Annotated in this window: 12 protein-coding genes; 3 read left to right on the top strand and 9 right to left on the bottom strand. The window is 45.9% G+C overall.

Annotation, left to right across the window (positions count from 1 at the left end):
- Positions 1-165: 165 nt before the first annotated feature.
- Complete coding sequence (locus tag LZG74_RS16270) at positions 166-5,409, bottom strand: PAS domain S-box protein (protein WP_233797597.1); 5,244 nt, start codon at positions 5,407-5,409, stop codon at positions 166-168.
- A 312-nt stretch (positions 5,410-5,721) separates the two neighbouring features.
- Positions 5,722-6,102 (bottom strand): response regulator, encoded by a 381-nt coding sequence (locus LZG74_RS16265; RefSeq protein ID WP_233797596.1) that lies wholly within the window; start codon positions 6,100-6,102, stop codon positions 5,722-5,724.
- A gap of 286 nt (positions 6,103-6,388) precedes the next feature.
- Here LZG74_RS16265 and LZG74_RS16260 point away from each other — a divergent pair, with 286 nt between their 5' ends.
- Both LZG74_RS16260 and LZG74_RS16255 read left to right on the top strand, forming a co-directional pair.
- Entirely contained in the window at positions 6,389-6,811 is a 423-nt protein-coding gene (locus tag LZG74_RS16260) for a response regulator (protein WP_233797595.1), read from the top strand.
- Positions 6,812-7,188: 377 nt separating this feature from the next.
- Positions 7,189-7,803 carry a hypothetical protein gene (locus LZG74_RS16255; protein ID WP_233797594.1) on the top strand — a complete coding sequence of 205 codons (615 nt, stop codon included), beginning with the start codon at positions 7,189-7,191 and terminating at the stop codon, positions 7,801-7,803.
- Between the two features lie 60 nt (positions 7,804-7,863).
- Here the strand turns inward: LZG74_RS16255 and tal are convergent, their stop codons facing one another.
- The 6 genes from tal to LZG74_RS16225 form a co-directional block, all read right to left on the bottom strand.
- Positions 7,864-8,970, bottom strand: coding sequence for a transaldolase (tal, locus tag LZG74_RS16250; RefSeq protein ID WP_233797593.1), 1,107 nt, complete (start codon positions 8,968-8,970; stop codon positions 7,864-7,866).
- Between the two features lie 831 nt (positions 8,971-9,801).
- Positions 9,802-10,278 (bottom strand): hypothetical protein, encoded by a 477-nt coding sequence (locus LZG74_RS16245; RefSeq protein ID WP_233797592.1) that lies wholly within the window; start codon positions 10,276-10,278, stop codon positions 9,802-9,804.
- A gap of 12 nt (positions 10,279-10,290) precedes the next feature.
- Complete coding sequence (locus LZG74_RS16240; RefSeq protein WP_233797591.1) at positions 10,291-10,530, bottom strand: hypothetical protein; 240 nt, start codon at positions 10,528-10,530, stop codon at positions 10,291-10,293.
- Positions 10,531-10,665: 135 nt separating this feature from the next.
- A complete protein-coding gene (locus LZG74_RS16235) occupies positions 10,666-11,100 on the bottom strand; it encodes a response regulator (protein WP_233797590.1) in 435 nt (144 codons plus the stop codon).
- 46 nt (positions 11,101-11,146) lie between these two features.
- A complete protein-coding gene (locus tag LZG74_RS16230; RefSeq protein ID WP_233797589.1) occupies positions 11,147-12,166 on the bottom strand; it encodes a chemotaxis protein CheB in 1,020 nt (339 codons plus the stop codon).
- Between the two features lie 70 nt (positions 12,167-12,236).
- Positions 12,237-15,422, bottom strand: coding sequence for a chemotaxis protein CheB (locus LZG74_RS16225; protein ID WP_233797588.1), 3,186 nt, complete (start codon positions 15,420-15,422; stop codon positions 12,237-12,239).
- A gap of 225 nt (positions 15,423-15,647) precedes the next feature.
- Here LZG74_RS16225 and LZG74_RS16220 point away from each other — a divergent pair, with 225 nt between their 5' ends.
- Positions 15,648-16,070 (top strand): response regulator, encoded by a 423-nt coding sequence (locus LZG74_RS16220; protein ID WP_233797587.1) that lies wholly within the window; start codon positions 15,648-15,650, stop codon positions 16,068-16,070.
- Between the two features lie 255 nt (positions 16,071-16,325).
- Here LZG74_RS16220 and LZG74_RS16215 read toward each other — a convergent pair whose 3' ends face one another.
- Entirely contained in the window at positions 16,326-17,228 is a 903-nt protein-coding gene (locus LZG74_RS16215) for a manganese catalase family protein (RefSeq protein ID WP_233797586.1), read from the bottom strand.
- Between the last annotated feature and the right edge of the window lie 468 nt (positions 17,229-17,696).

The following is a 17,696-nucleotide window of genomic DNA, read 5'->3' as shown; positions in this document are numbered from 1 at the left end:
GCATAGATAGAATTTATAACTCAACATAGATTGCGGTAATACAAAGCTCCTTGTCGGTTTGTAATAATCTATTAAACACAGAATGGCCGATTGTTCATGGATAAGAAGTCTGAAGATTTACGTTTATTATTTTAGATACGGGCAGTTGCCTGGGTTGCAAATTAACTACCCATCAGACTCCACACCAGCTTGACCCGGTCTGGTTAAGCTGGACATTATACTTTGCAACTCGTCCATATTAACTGGTTTTAACAAGTGACCATCAAAACCTGCTTCCCTACTCCGTTGTTTATCTTCTTCTTGCCCGTAGCCCGATAACGCAATCAATGTAACTTTGCTTCCCCACGCTCCTTGCCGGATTAGTCCGGCCGCCTGATACCCATCCAAATCCGGCATGCCGATATCGCAAAGCACCACCGCAGGCTTTAAGGCTTCGACAGCTTCCGCCCCGGCTTTACCATCAAAACGGATATCGACCTGATAACCCTTCAGTTTCAAAAGCATGGATGTGATCCTGGCCAGATCTTCCATATCATCGATCAAAAGGATGTGCACGGTTGATTGTTTAGCGGAACCGTTGGGTTGCGTAGATGCAGGTTGCTTTGGCGCATCCAGTAAGGGTAAATAAACCGTAAAGATGCTCCCCTGACCAATTCCTGGGCTCTGGGCTTGGACCCGCCCGCTGTGCATGTCAACGAGCTGTCGGACCAGCGTCAAGCCAATCCCAAGCCCGCCCTGCGAGCGTGCAAGCGAGTTGTCGGCTTGCACGAACAGCTCAAAAACAGATGTCTGTTGCTCAGCGCTCAGCCCGATCCCATTGTCTTTGACCTGGATAACAACTTCATTATTTTCTACTGAAAGACTTGCCCAAGCCTGCCCGTCATTGCCTGTATAACGAAGACTATTGGTCAACAGGTTTGTCACAACCTGCGATAGCCGGGTCTGGTCGCCGTGTACAAAAAGCCCGGGCGGCATGCTGGATAAATGAAGCTTTTTACCGCGGCCCTCGAATTGTGGGAGTATGGCTTTCACTGCGTTTTGGATCAATGCCCCTACTTCCAGCCGTTCGGAATGAAGCTGGATTTTGCCTTGGGTAACCCGGCTTACGTCCAATAAATCATCGATCATGCGCACCAGGTGCGTGACCTGATTGTCCATCATTTCCACTATTTCAGAGACCTGCGGATCTGATTGCTGGATGATTTTCAGGATATAAATCCCATTTCCCACAGTTGCCAACGGGTTTCGCAGCTCATGGGCAAGCATGGCCAGGAATTCATCTTTCCGCTTGCTGGCCTCTTCCAAGGCTTCTTCGCTGCGTTTCTGGTGTGTCAAATCACGCATTACGGTTAGAAGACCGATCACCTTTCCAGCTTCATCCAGTAGTGGGCTGGTAATGCCGGAACCATAGAAGCGGGAACCATTTTTGCGAAGATGCCAACGTTCATTCTTCGAGCGCCCTTCTTGTATCGCCTTGTCACGTTCATATGCCGGGACGCCTTTTGCCCGGTCCTCAGCAACAAAAAAAATTTCACCATGCTGACCGATAATCTCTTCTTCAGAGTAACCCATCATATTCTGTGCGCCCACGTTCCAGTCAACGATACGCATGTCTAAATCCATTGTTAGAATAGCATAATCAGTCGCACTTTCGATAATTGCTTTCTGACGTTCTTCGCTACGGCGCAGGTCATTTTCAGCCTGCCGCCGCTCTGTGATGTCAAGCATGACCCCACTTATGGATATGGGCTGATCACCTGATTTTTCCATGACCCGTCCATACCCACTCATCCAGCGCTGGGTGCCGTCTTCAAGTACAGCCAGAAATTCCGTATCAAATTCCACGTCATTTGCCAGGGCATCCCGGAGCTGGTCTTCGACACGTTTCCTATCAGATGGATGAATGTGCTCAAAAAAAATTTCGGGGTCAACAGGCCCAGCATGCGGCTCCAAACCGAAAAGCCGGAAGTGCTGCTCGTTCCAAATGACCTTATTTTCTATCAAATTCCATTCCCAGGTTGCCATATCCGCCGCCTCCGTGGCTATGCGGAGCCGTCTTTCCGAGTCACGTACTTGTTGCTCAACGTTAGCCCGCTCAACGGCAGCCCATAGACGGTCCGCAAATTCTTCCAGCATCCGGACTTCGGCTTCCGTCCACTTACGAGGGGTTTTGGAATGAACGGCTACAACGGTAACCAGACGGCCATCTTTGATGAGAGGAACCGCAAGCCATGCCCGAAGACCTATCGCCCGGTATGCCCGTGGGTTAGGCTCGTTTTCTGTGTCAGTGACCATCTGCGTTTTGCCACACCTGTACTGCTCAGCCACGGTCGGTGAAAAATCGGAAAGGCGGAGCTGGTCAGGACTCGCAACCGCATCCTTTTCAAACTGGGCTGTCAGTGTGACACTGTCCTGGTCTGCTTCGTAATAAATGGCCCGTATCACATTGAACTGCTCCCCGAGCAATCTCAGGGCTTCCGTCTTTATGGCTGCGACATCGGCCCGGGGAGCGCGCAGTATATCGCTTAACTTTATCAAAAATTCACTATACTCTTCCTGTTGTTTTCGCTCGGTGATGTCATCGAAAACGATGGCGACGCGGTTGCTGCCCTGATCGCCCACGCGCACAACGAACGCTGAATACCAGTGCCTGGTGGCCTGGTGATAACTTTCAACACGTGCCGGCTCGCCTGTGCGAGCAACACAATCGAAATTTTCAAGCCAGAAAGGTTCCTCCCCGGGAACATATTCGCTGGCGAGTTTGCCACGTGCATTGGCGACTCCCGTCTGCAACTCGAAAACACCATTCGCTTCGAGAAGACGGTAATCTACGCCTACGCCCATTGGGTCGCGCACAATTTCGATCATGCAAAAGGCTTGATCAATTGAATCGAACACCGTGCGAAGTTTTTCTTCTGATTCACGCAGAGCTTCTTCGGATTCTCTGCGATCATGAATATCAGTGGCGGCGCCGTACATTTTAACAACATTTCCGCTTTCATCCTTAACCGGCGATGTGCTAACAACAAACCAGCGGTAGGCGCCATCGTGACGCCTGATCCGGTGCTCCTGCTGCAAAAACTGGCTAGCTTCGACCGCCTTGCCATAGCGCTCTGCCGAAGCATCCCGGTCGTCGGGATGAATGGCATCAACCCAGCCCCAACCAATCGCCTGTTCCAAAGTCTGCCCGGTATATTCAATCCAACGCTGGTTATACCAGTTGGTTGAGCCATCCGGCTGGCTATCCCAAAGCAGGTCCGGCACCAGGTTAGCAATTGATTGGAATTGTTTTTGTGAATCCAGCAAGGCTGCTTGGGCTTTCGATCTTTCCAAAGCCACCCAGGTATGTTCGGCCAGTTCTTCTACTAGCTGCACTTGGGCAGGGGTCCAGTTTCGCGGCTGCTCAGCATGAATGCCTACGATGGCGACCAGCTGCCCATTTTTGACCAGTGGCACGGCAATCGCTGCACGGACACCGAAGGCGCGATATCTTTCGGGCTTGGCTTCGTGTTCGGTATCACAAATAACCAGGGTTTGCCCCTTGCGAAATTGATTCACTCGATCAGTCGAAATGTCGGAAATCCGCCTTTGAGCAGGAAATGTTGACGTGCCTTTTTGATAACGGGCTGTCAGACTGATCGTAACACCGTCCGGATCGACTTCAAAATAGGCGGCCCGCATCACATCAAGCTCCTGGCCCAATATCTTTATTGCTGTTTCCTGGATCTCGACCGGATTCTTGAATGGCCTGAGCCCGTCGCTAAGTTTTAACAGGAAATTCTGGTGCTGTTCGCGCTGCTTGCGCTCGGAGATATTCCTGAATGATGTGGAAAGATATCCATTGGGTGTTATGTTCAAATCAATCTCAATCCAACTTCCCAGTATGGGTGAAACAGATTCCAAATGCTCCGCTGCGCCGGAATCCATCACGCGCTGGTGCGCAGCATATGACTCGCTTGATGCTTCATTGGGGAAGGCTTCCAGGAAGATATGCCCTACAACTTCTTGCTGTGATTTTTGCCACACCTTCAAGGCTGCACGGCTGACAAAAACAAAGCGCCAATCCCGGTCCAGCACATAAAACGGTTCGCCAATGCTCTCAAGAACGAGGCGTAAACTTTGCTCACTTTCGCGTAGCGCTTGTTCTGACTGTTCTTTTTCCCGGGCGTCTGATCTGGTAACGATCAGGATGGCAGCGGTCTGGGTCACAACGTCGACCATTGCAAGCTCTGTTTCAGAGGCTTCACGGGGATTTTGAAAATAGAGGGCAAATGTGCCAACAGCTTTTTGGTCCCTTGTTTTGATAGGGAATGACCAGCAGCCCCGATAGCTGTATTTTTTTGCAAGATGCGTCCATGGCTCCCATAATGGATCTTCCAAGACGTCATGGCTTATCACGGGTTGGCCGGTAGGGACAGCCAGTCCGCATGCCAGAGAATCCTCGCCGATCTTTAACTTATCAATTTGATTTAAATATGCCAGGGGCATTGTTGAAGCGCCAAAGACCGGATGTAAAAATTCTCGTGCATCATCGGCCAGGTAGAAAGCGCACCGCGCCTCTGCCGCTGTTTCCCTGGTAACCATCTCAACGAGCATGCTGAGTCCGTCTTCCAGTGTGCCGCCGTTCATTGCGGATAGAAAAGCGTCCTTTTGCACGCGCATCCGTTCCTGGTTTGTATCAAGCGCGCCCTGCACAGCTTCCAGGCTCGTCAGGGCTTGCCGCAATGCCTTTCCCTGCTGCGCTGCTTCGGCTTCGGATTTATCAAGCAGTAGTGCTGCCAGGTGCGGATGGTGGGCCATGAGCGCCTGCACATCGGGTTCATATGCCAGTTCGGGATGGGTTTCAGTCCAGTAATGGGCCGTGCGGATAAAGGCTAAAAACGCAGTTATTAACTCAAAATTAGCTTGCCCGTAAGCCTTTCCAACTGCACTGCGCGTGCGGCCGGAAAGTCGCGGTTCTAAAAACAGGACTGCCAGGGCTTCAAACAAATCCTGTTCAGCCTGCTGGCCGGCAGCTGGAATAACCAACGGGCCCGAAATAAATTCAAGCCTGGTCAATAATGCATTTAAGTCATCGGTTTCGGGAAGCGGCCAGCTCAGCATCTCCGTAACCTGCTCAATGGTCTGGGGTAGTATGCCGGCGTCCCCGGCAGGCCTGCCCAGCCCCATCAAAAACCCTGTATGCCGGATGATGCAATACCTGACCGGGCAAAAACGGGACAAGTATACGAACAGGCGCTCCTTAAACAGGGAAGGCAAAGGATTGTCCAGATAAGAAGACTTTGCAAAACCCCACAATTCCTCGATCAGGCCCGGGGCAGCAGCAGCGGTTGTGAAAAAGTTAGGCAAAACGCCCAGGCGACTGGTGACTTGGTCTGGAAAAGGTTTGGTTAGCTTGTTATCTGGCATCGGTAGCTTAGTTGAAATAACGGATCAAAATAGCGTGTGGTTGACTGAACCATCCCTGGAATAACAAGCAAGATTTGCATCTTAAACCATTGATCGTCAAGTTAATTAAGCTCAGCTATCCCCACAGTTTTAAATTTCAATCAGCCTTCTGTTAAATTATCGTGCCGACTAGTACGCCGCTGGACGCACTGATAGGCAGGGTTCGGCACTTGGGTAAACGCGGATGGATATGTTTAATAGCTGCTTTGACGCTCCGGGCTATTTTAAAAAGGATTATTTTATGACACTAGTATTATGATATCACACAAATAACTAATGCGATAAACCTTGCCGAATAGCCTGGTCCAGCTTGGTGAATGGGACTGTTTTCGTCAGGTGCTGATCAAACCCAGCTCTTACTGTATATCTCTCTGTACTGCTGGCGCTGTAACCAGTCAATGCAATGATATGGATTTTCTTTCCCCACAACAGCCGCCGGATTTTACGACAGACCTCATAGCCATCAACATTAGGAATGCCCAGATCCAAAAGCATCACGTCAGGCAGAAAATCCCTGGCAGCTGCATATCCTTCTGGCCCCGTATAGCGGACAATTACATCGTACCCGCTAAGTCTGATGAGCTTTGCCGTTATATCAGCAAAGCTTTTATTATCATCTACTATTAAAACTCGCCCTGTTAGATGTCCCTTCATACCTATCACACTTTACAACAAATTGCTCTAACAATGCTAGTTATCTTTTTTCCATGTTCCTATTTAATTCTGCTTTTAGTGTCCAGATTATTGTGTTCGAACAATATTTTTGACTGGTACTTCTTATTGCTTCACGTACTGGCCGATCAGTTTTGCCGGCTATTTAATTTAAAATCTTTGCCCTGATTGATTTACCTGGTATATAAACCCTGCCACCATGATTGATTAAAAGGACCACTGGCCTAATTTTTTACAATTATCAAGATCCCCTAAAGCCTTGACTTGTATGAATAAAGACGGTGAAATAATAATCATTGAAGATGACGAAGATGATCAGTTTCTTTTAGAAGAAGTCTTTAAATCATTAGATTATCCAAACAAGCGAGTTTACTTGCCAGATGGCCTTCAAGCTCTCGAATATCTTCACAGTGAGAAAATCGCGCCCTTCCTTATTCTTTCGGACGTAAACATGCCAAAGTTGAACGGGCTTGAATTAAGAAACAAATTACAGACAGATGCAGAGCTAAACCTTCGATGCATTCCATATCTCTTTTTTTCAACAGCCATCAATCAGAAGGTTGTCATTGATGCTTACAGTACTTCTGCACAAGGTTTTTTTATAAAGCAGACATCTTTTGGTGCGTTGCAGGATACTATCCGCGTCATTGTAGAATATTGGCAAAAATGTGCCGCACCCAATAATTTCTAAAAGGGTTGGCATTATGGCAGGCTTCAATTTTATAAAGCTAGGCTAACCATAGCCTATCCCCAGACAATTAAAATCCCCTCTCAAAAAAAGTTTGTCTTCTACCAATTGACGCTTGTCAACTAAGGCAGGTGCCTTGGAGTAAGATTACTACTGGCCCGGAATAGTTGGGGAAGCGGTTTCTGATACCGGGACGCCCGTAAGCATCCTGAATCCTATCATCCTCCCTGATCGACTTTTAACGCTTCTGGCCTGATATTAATAAGCCACGGGCCTTTCATCGGGTTAGACTCGTGGCATCCACGGAATTTCACTGGCTGCAACAGTTTATTCAGGGCTGCATACGCTCATTACCTTACCACCTACAGAACAACAACAGTATGAAAAATCAGGATGTAAGTCATCGGGTATCGCCGACCACAAAAGGAATTACTATTTCAGCCCAGACCAGTGTTGAGCTGACTAGTGCAAGCGAATCACGGCGACTGTTTGAGCTAGCAAAAGGCAGACTTTTTGATGTCAGCTCATGGCAGTCGATGACCGGGACATTTTATGCTAATTTTGAGCTCACCAATGCATTCGGGCATCCCATAACAGGTGATGCCAGTGAGAACAACCTGTTCCGTATTGACATTCCCGGACCGGGAAGTGTTGAAGGACGTGGACATGACTGGGTACTCATTGAAAAGATAACGCATCAGGCGCAAGGTGAGTATGAAAGCATTTCCATTACGGTCCGACCGTGCCCCAATCCAATGTCGCAGGATGAAACCACGGCGCATTTTTATCATCAACTAGCTAGCAGTACTTTCAGTATCGCCATTCAGGATTTAAAAGTTACCGCTTCCGTGGTTGACCAACAGGTCCGTCCGAATATGGAACCTAAGCCTATTTTGGCTAAACTAAGAAATGCTTTGGTAGGCCTGGGAGGTATGATCCTCTTTTCAAAAATGCAGTGGAAAAGCTTAACCAAAGGACTATTGGGCCAGCCATAATAATGCTCCATCCATTTCCGGCCTTTATGACCAAGCATAATAAGATGGACATAATCTAGATTATAGCCCGGCTTGTTCTTTCTGTTTTTCAATCGCATCCAGCAGTTTCTGGAAAGGTTCGGTGAACTTGTCTATTCCCTCATTTTCGAGCTGGACAGCCACAGCTTCCATATCAATCCCCCCAGCCTTTATTTTTCCCAAAATAGATGCTGCGTTGTCCAGGTCTTCTTCCAGGCGGCTTGCCGGATCTCCGTGATCCCGGAATGCTTCCAGCGTTTGCAGCGGAATGGTGTTGACCGTGTCTGGTCCGATGAGTGCTTCCACATACCGGGTGTCTTTGAAAGCAGGATCCTTACTGCTGGTACTCGCCCACAGCAACCGCTGCGGTACTGCACCTTTTGCAGATAGCTTCTTCCAGCGCTCAGAGCTGAACAGTCTCTTATATATCTGGTAAGCCGTTTTTGCAGATGCGATGGCAACTTGCCCGCGCAGATCACCCAGCCCATTCTTGTCTAAAAACGGGTCTACCAAAATGTCGATCCGGCTCAAAAAGAAGCTGGCAACAGAAGAAACATGGTTAATGGGCAGTCCTTGTTTTTCCCTTTTTTCCAGTCCTGAAATATATGCTTCCACGACTGCTTCATAACGTTTAAGGCTGAAAAGCAAGGTAACATTCACATTAATTCCCTCACTGATTGCTGTCTCGATGGCAATAATGCCCGCCTGGGTTCCAGGGATTTTAATCATTACATTGTCCTTGTCAACCTGCTCCCAGAGCTCGCGCGCCTGCTTGATGGTAGCCTGGGTATCACGTGCCAGGAACGGGGACACTTCCAGGCTTACATAGCCATCAGCGCCAACCACGTCTTCTTGATTGTATACAGGTGCCAGCACATCGCATGCAAGTTTGATATCAGACACAGCCAGTCCAAAAAATACTTCATCCGTACTCAGACCTTCATTAGTCAGGCGGGCAATGTCCTGATCGTAATCGGAACTGCTGCTGATGGCCTTTTCAAAAATAGCCGGGTTGGATGTCACACCACGCACACCGTCTTCTTCAATCAATTTCTTTAATTCTCCCGAGAAAATGATCTTGCGGTCAATGAAATCAAGCCAGATGCTCTGGCCATAATCATGTATTTGTTTTACCTTATTATTGTCCATATTCAAATCTGTTTTTAGTGTATTGAATGCGATTATTTATTCTTTGTCAATCATGCCGGCAACTGACCGCAATACAGTTGCCAAAGCTGCCAGCAGTGAAGGCCTTCTCCTTCTGCGCCAATTTTCGGTGCGATCAGTAAATATGTTGCCAGCTCGTGCCACGCGTCCCCAAAATGATCAAACTGACCAATGCTGCGGCAAATAAAGGCAAGCTAAAAAACTCAAATATGAATAGCATAAGCAGGGGCACCATGCACAGTACTTTTACCCAACTCATAAGTGGGAGACAGTTACGGCAGTCTACCAAGACGTTCAACCTTTTAAAAAACTTTTTGAAGATTCTAACTTGCCCTTGGTCTGATTAGCTCGCCCGCTTGATCAGACCACCCATATGATGGGTTTGTAATACGTTGTCTATAAATGTCATAAAGTAATAATTAGTGCCGGATCTGATGAATGGAGCCTTGCCTAGCAATTATCGATCCATCAGCGCTTCTTACATCAAACTTTTATTGATTTCCCAGACATGGCAGCAAGAAAGCTGCGAGAGATTGGAGCACTTTTAAACTAATTTAAGTTGCTCACCGATGGGATGTATGGACCATATTTGTGCTATGCACTTGACACGGCAAACAAGCCAGACTTGTAACAACCTTTACACCAAAATTCAGACCACATTCGGATCTATCTATCAAGGACAAGGTGGCACTGCACACCAGTTATCAGTTAATCCAGGATGCTAAGCCCCCTTTTAAATTGTTGGAGTTAATATTTTTTTGGAAGGTTTTAACCACTAAAAGCCTGGTGCTTTTAACTGCCATTTTCAAAAAGTTACCGGAGTATTGGGGCCTTGCCATAAATGATCAGTGAACGAGCTGGCAGCGTCAACCGGACTGATTTACCATTCCTGTCTTCAACATTTAACTCGGCCGGGATTTGTTGGGGACCAAATAAAAGGTATAATTTTTCATCTGGTGCATACAAGTCTTTATCTATGGTTACATATACTATTGCCTGTTTATGCTGATCCAGGTTTATAGCACATAGTATTTCTTGCCCATTTAAAATCTTTGACCAAGCAAAAATCTTTTCTACACCACTAATATTACTGTTTGAGTTGGTGAATATTGTCCCGTTCTCAGAACTCGGCCGCCAATAGTGCGAGCCATTTTTAACAGCTGGTTGCAAATCCATAAGTGATTGCAGGCCGGCCATCAAAGCAGGGTTTACTTTAAATTCTTTCCAAAAATTCTGTATTTCAGTCTCGGTATCGCCTGGTAGCCATTCGTTGCCATTCATTGTTTCCATTGTAATATCCATCTAAACACATGCCTTCAATAAGTCTTTTACTTCATTTAGACTGGCTTGAAGCTCCGTTAAAAGCTGCGCAGTAACACGCTGCAAGCGCAAATTCTGCTTGATTTTTGGCTTGGTGATTTTGTCTTTGCCAAACCCAGATATGAAATGCTTCGAACCAATTCTTTCAATTCCTGCCTTATGTTGACTTGGCAAATTTTCATTTAATTGTATTTCTGGCAGCGTTTTTTTTCTCGGCGCCATCTTATTCTTCTTCCATTTGTACTGGCCTAAGGCCTAGCCTTGCTCTTTACCTGGTTTTGCGAGCTTTGGAGTCATTACTCTATGTCTTTCATCTAACCTGCAAACGGAGCCCAGTGCCTTCCCTACATTCTCTTATTACTGAGCATTTTTGATATATTTTGGTGATTCACATTCTTGCCAGTACTCCACAATCTTTACTATCATTTCTTTTAATCTATCGTAATTACTTGGTTTGATAAAAAATCCTTGAATAGACCTTGAATACGCATCGATCACATGCTTTTGCTCAGCACTTGTAGAAAAGAAAAGATATGGGATTGATTTGAGTCTCAAATCTTCGTTGTTATGAATTTTTTCATACAGTTCCATCCCATTTAATTTTGGCATGTTGATGTCAGAAAGAACAAGAAAAGGTTCAATATCTATGTGTGTCAAGTAATCCAATGCTTGTACACCGTCTCCGAAAAAAAACAGTTCATTCTTATAATTCAGTTCTTTGAAAATTTCAGACAGGATATCCTGATCGTCCATGTCATCTTCTATGATTATAATAGGTCCTTTTTTATTCATAACCGTTTACTGTTTTTACGTTTGATTAAATACTAAAAAGTGAGCATCAACTGGGTGTATCCTGAGCAGTCCCTTTGTCATCAGCAAGCAGGATGGCCTTGATCCGGTCAATGTGAACCTGGGACAGTTCTGCCCTTTCGAGCGCCGACTTCTTGATTGCCCCGGTTTGCTCTTTTGCAAAAGTGGTCAAAAGGTTCCTTCTTTCTTCAAACATCCGGAGCGCCGTCCACATCGTCTCTTCGATCTTCAAGGTTTGCTCGGCGATCAAAGTCTGCGCCGTGTAGGCATGACCGGTATGACAGCGGTAGCGTGTCAGGGGGCCTTTGTCTACTTTCCATAGGACACCACCACAGCCCGGGCAATTGAAAGGCACCTGATCTCCCAGAGAATTGACAGCAGGCAAATCGCTTAACACGCGTTTGGCAATTTTTGCTTCGGTCAATATATCCTTTGGGATGGGCCCGCTTTTTTCCGGTTTTGCTGCCAGGAGTTGATACAGTAAACCGCCCATTTCCATAAGGGGCAAGCAAAAATCAACATCTACTTGCTTGATAGCGTTGGCTGGCATATCAGGGTATTCTGCATCTGAGGGGTCTTGAACTATGCACGTACCGCCGCACCTTTTGATAGCAATCATCCCGGCTGTTCCATCATCCAGGTAACCTGTCAGCAGGACCCCAATTACATTGCTACCGAAAACAACAGCAGCTGACCGAAACAATGGATCAATTGCAGGCCGGGAGCGGTTTTCCTGCGCGCCTTTGGTAACGAGGATTTTCTGGTCATCACCGATCATTAGATGATGATCAGAAGGTGCCAGGTACAAATGCCCGTTTTGAAGGCTTTCGCCATTTACAGCATGTTGACAGTGGATGTTGGTTTGCTTGTTTAGCACGTCCAAAAGAACGCTGCCCGTCGCATCAGCTGAAATATGCTGGACAACCAGTATGGGTGCTGGAAAATTTTCTTGCAGCTGATTAATCAATGTTTTCAGTGCATTCAGGCCACCGGAAGACGTGCCGATGACGACAACCTTTCCAGATAAGGCTTTTTTGTTTTTTGCCATATTAATTTGGTGATGAAGCGTGGACAATCTGGGTAAGCCACTTAACAGGTAGCACGCATTGGCTATCTGTTTATTTTAGCCCAGCTACCGGGAAATAGATCACAAATTTGCTTCCCTTGCCAGGCGTGCTTTCAACGCGGATACTGCCACCGGAAGCATCAATTATTTTTCTAGCCAGATAAAGCCCGATTCCCTGCCCTTCATGGTCAGTTTGGAGCCTGTGGTACTTCTGAAAAATCTTGTCAACATCATTTTCGGACATCCCGCTCCCATTATCCTGGACTGTCAGGGCAGTGAATTCACCTACACTCGAAGTTTGGATGGTGACAAAAGGTGTATCCTCTGATCGGTACTTGATCGCATTCGATACCAGATTGAACAAGATGCTCCTTAGGTTCTTTTTGGAAAAAAGTATTTGAGGTACTTTCAAATCACTGGTAATCACTGCGCCAGTCTGCCTGATCTTGTCGCCAAGGCTCCACAGGATGTTCTCCAGAATTTCGTTCAGCGCTACCATCTCAGTCAAAATGGCCTGGTCTTCAATTCTGGCCACTGTGCCGATGTCCCTGACCAGGGCCCCGAACTTCTTCACTGAATTGCCGATAATGTTTAAAATCGGTTTCAGTTCTACATCGTCTGCCCGCATTTCAGTTAATAGGCCGATACTAATACCTATATTACTGAGCGGTCCTAGCAAGTCATGAGATGCCGTATGTACAAAATTGTCCAGGTCGCCGTTTATGCGGGTCAGGATTTCATTCTTTTTGTCCAGCTGGTGTTGTATTTCTTTCAGGCTGGTAATATCATTGAAAGTAATGATGGCACCCGTTCTTTTATTGCCAAGCTGCTGGATATATGGCATGGTCATAACCTGGTACCACTTGCCATCATTGGCCTGGATTTCACGGATTATAGGATAACCCTTGTCCAGAACATCTGTTATGTCATCAGAAAGGGTTTCAAACCTGAAATTGGTTGAAATGTTACTGATTGGCCGTCCTATGTCGCTTTCAACCAAGTTGATATGCCGGACGGTCCCAGGCGAAAATCGCATCAGGCGAAGATCTGAGCTGATAAAGAGCTGGCCATTGATATTGCTTTTAAAATAATTGTTCAGATCATCGTTAAGCTCTAAGAGCTCACGGTTCTTTAACTGGTAATCCGCATTGATCGTGTGCAGCTCTTCATTGACGGACTGCATTTCCTCATTGCTGCTCTGCATCTCCTCATTGGCCGATAGCAGCTCCTCATTAAAGGACTGCATATTCTCGTTGAGTGCAAACAGTTTTTCGGTGGCAGCAGCCAGTTGCTCTTTCTGGTCTTTGTTTTCCTGCTCCAAAAACTTGGTATAATCGTCTAGATAGAGCTTCTCGTCAAACTGCATTGCATCTGCTGGCTGGCCGGAACCTTGATCCTCGCTAAACTGTACAACTAAGAACCCATTAGGCCGGCCTTTAAGGACCATCGGGCTAACCGACAAGTTTACCTTGATTGTCTCTTGGGAGTGCTGGATCTGTATCCCTGTGACTACTGTTCTTTTATGGGTTTCGATGACATTTTTGCAGGATGTCTTAAAAGCAATATTAAGAGGGCCCGGTAGAAGTTCGGTCAGATCTGACGTTAAAATCTTTTGGGTAAGGAACCTTCCGGTTGGGCCGTAGGATTTAAGCACCCTGTTGTTTTCATCAATACAGACAAGCAGGCGCTGCTCTTCATTAAGGATGGTTTCATGGATTGCCCCATCCAGGGTGCGGTCGGGCGCTTTATTGGTTTCTGGTTGAGCAACCCCTAAGCTGGTCGGTTTGTGGTAGGTATATTCCGGCAGGGTAAACGTTTCAAAGTTTACGGATGGGGTAGCATCCAGTTTCTGGTAGATCTTTGCATTTTTATCAATGACTTTCATGCTCTTTAATATCGGCGAGGGACTCTCACTGGATCCTAGAAACAGGTATCCCTCGGGTTTTAGCCCAAAGAGGAGCATGTGATAGATTTTTTGTTGTAAGATCGGGGTCATGTAAATCAGCAGGTTGCGGCAGCTGATCAGATGCATGTTGCAGTAGGGCGGGTTTTTCACCAGGTCATGTCTGGAAAAGATAACCATTTTACGCAAGGCAACCGTTACCTTATAATCCTCCCCCTCCTGTATAAAGTATTTTTCCAGGTAGGATTGCGGCATTTTGGACACTACAGCAGCAGCGTAAATGCCTTTACCGGCATGGGCCAGGGCAGCAGTATCAATATCGGTAGCAAAGATTTTCACCTGCTGGTCCTGGATCTTTTCCCCCAAAAGCTCCCGCACCAGGATTGCCATCGAGTAGGCTTCTTCGCCCGTCGCACAACCAGTAACCCATATCCTGATCTCCTGACCAGTAGAAAGGCTTCTAATGATAGAAGGCAGTACCCGTTTTTCCAGCGCACTAAATGCTTCGGTGTCCCTAAAAAAAGCAGTCACGCTAATCAGGAAATCTTTGGCAAGCGCTTCAATTTCATCAGGGGAACCTTTGGCAAATTCCAGGTAAGCTTCCAGGCGTTCAAAGTTGTTATAAGCCGCCCTTCTTTTGATCCGTCGCAAAATAGTCGACTGCTTGTAGTCTGAAAAATCCAGTGGAAGCTGCTGGCTTATGATCTCGATCAAACCAGCCATATTTTCTCCATCAGAGATACCGGCCGCTAGCAGTTCAATTTCCCGCTTGACATATTCTTCAATAGCGCCGGGCATTGCCTCGGGCTCCACGATGAAATCGACCATTCCAGTGGCGATTGCATTGGAAGGCATACTGTTGAATTCAGTGGTTTGTGGGTTTCGGGCAATCACCATCCCGCCTGCCTTCTTAACTGCTTTTACACCATCACTACCATCAGAACCCAGGCCGGACAGGATGACGCCAATCGCCTTTGGGCCGTAGTCGGCAGCGAGGGAAGATAAGAATGTATTGATGGTCATGTGCGGACCGCGCACGTCGGTTTTATCGCTTAAATGTAAATGCCCCCTTTTAACAGTCATAAACTTATCTCCCGGGATTACATATACATAATTGGACGCAATGCCCGTCCCTTCTACCGCCTGTACCATGGTCAGCTTGCTGTACCTGGATAAGACTTCTGCCAACCTGCTTTCATAATCAGCGGATAAATGCTGGACCACAACGTAGGCAATACCATCCAGAGGTGTGTTTTCAAAAAAAGAAATCAGCTCATCAAGGCCCCCGGCCGATGCACCGATGGCAACAATGTGATTTGGTTCAATTGAATTCATTAAGATGGTAAGGTTAGGTGCAGGATGTTGAGCGTAAATGCCACATCATCAAATAATTATTCCTATAAGGTACAGAAAGTTATTGTAGGTGGCACAATGTTTTTCGCAATATGCAACCAGGCGTTGACTACTTACCTACTTGTTGGAATGTAATCTTATGTGTAACTGACTTGAAATGACAAGCTATGTAAGTAAATATTGAGCTTACACTAAACTAATTATCGGATGGATAAAAATGGCCCAATTATCATTATAGAAGATGATGCAGACGACCAGTTCGTATTGGAAGAAGTTTTCGGCGAATTAGGGTATTCTAATGAAAGGATGTATTTCTCAGATGGTCAATCGGCATTGGATTTTCTTTATACCAGCAAAGAGCTGCCTTTCATTATTATTTCAGATATTAATCTGCCACAGTTAAATGGACTGGAGCTTAGAAGAAAGCTGCAGACCGATGCAGAACTTAGCCTTAAATGCATTCCCTACGTTTACTTTACCACTGCGATTAACCAGCAGGTAGTTATCGACGCATATAGCACATCTGCACAAGGTTTTTTTGTTAAGCCCGGTGAATTTGGTGAAATTAAAGAAACAATTAAAGTGATGATCGACTACTGGAAAAGGTGTGCAGCCCCAAATAACTTCTGATTGCAATACCCAAAAAACTTGGCTTTGCTATACAGCAACTCTTTTGTAAGATAACCCGCTTAAGCATTTGACAACGATAGCGCACGTCTTGATGACTTGGCCGTCTTAAAAACCGAAGTTTTAACAAAGTATACTTAGACTTCTTTATAAATATTCATTAATAGAAGAGCTTTGTATTTTATAAAATATAACGAGGTTACTTTTTGCAACCTCGTTATAACTAGACCCCTTTTATTTATTCTCGGATGGCACCATTTAGATTTTTATACCTAGCTTTTTGGCAATATCGGCAAACATTTCAGGATCAATGCCGTCTTCACCAGGTGAATTAAGTTGTGGCTCCTCCTCTAGGTCTGGCATTGGGTATCCTTCGGGGGAACCAAAAATCACCTCTAATGGCTGACCATCTTCCGGATGCGGCCCATTAAAAATTAAGCCAGCAGTCTGATAGTCTTCTTTGCTAAACGTATATAGTTTGCGGTGTACACCATTCTCTTCGTATTTTCTGGTTTCCTTAAATGCCTTGTTGCTTAAATCAGGAACAGGAACAAGTTTGGTTACGGCTACGCCTGTAAGCACTTCCAGTGCCCTGGCGTATGCAACTACGTGTAGCCCGCCGCGAACCAGTAAGAAACCGACCATCTCTCGTGCCGTAGGATCGGTAACCATTTCGTAAACGCGCATTTTGTTGGCACGGGCACCACATTCCAGGAAGAAATTGTGAAGTAAATCCAGCTTAAGGTTACCACTACTAAACACATTTTGTCCGGTCCACCAGTCACCCATAGAGTCCATGGGCAGCGACGCTTGTCCGCTGGATAAGAAATGGCGGGAAATGCGCGCATTGACACTCTCATTCAATGGGCCAGGCTCAGGGTCAAAACCTCTTTTGGTTGTTCCCGTCAGAAGCAGATTGATTGCATAGGAAACGACTTCAATGTGGCTATACTCTTCACCTGCAATACTGGCTGTAACGTCGTAAAAAGGCTTTAAACGTTTCTTTCCCCTGAAATTGAACGACTGAAAAGTGTAGTTCATCAAAGTAGACATTTCTCCAAACTTGCCTCCTAGCAATTCCTGAAGAGCGGCGGCATCATTGGGTGATGGATTGTTGGGTGTTGGCAGCTCGATGGGCAACCTGTCCATTTTTAAAATCATAAACAGCGGAATTTAGTGTACGATAAGTTTTTGAAAGTCAACGCCATACATAAAAACCGTGCCTATTTTGGATTACCTAACACTTATACGTATCCTAAGTATTCTGGAAAGATAAAATATGTATAAATTTAAAATTTTTGACTTCCCCGATATCGGCAATCGCTTCCCCGATATTGAAAAATCAATTATTCATGTGATACTAAGAATAGATTTGCTGATTCACATTAACAAACGTTGTTTGAAATGTCAACTGTAGTCTTACTGTTCTAATCCTACCATAAATTCAGTTGAACTGAGCTCAGATGCATATAAGCAACGCATTAAATGCTATGCGGAGCAAGTTAAACCTTTTGATTTTGCAAATATGGCGTATGGTATCGCTTTAAAAAATCCTGCTTTGAATCCTTGTAGCTGGTAACTGCGCCAATCATATACATAAATTTGATATAGTACCATGCTAAGTCAACC

The sequence above is a fragment of the Dyadobacter sp. CY327 genome (assembly GCF_021390415.1).
GTDB classification, from domain to species: Bacteria; Bacteroidota; Bacteroidia; order Cytophagales; family Spirosomataceae; genus Dyadobacter; species Dyadobacter chenhuakuii.
This window is presented reverse-complemented; position numbering and strand designations above follow the sequence as displayed.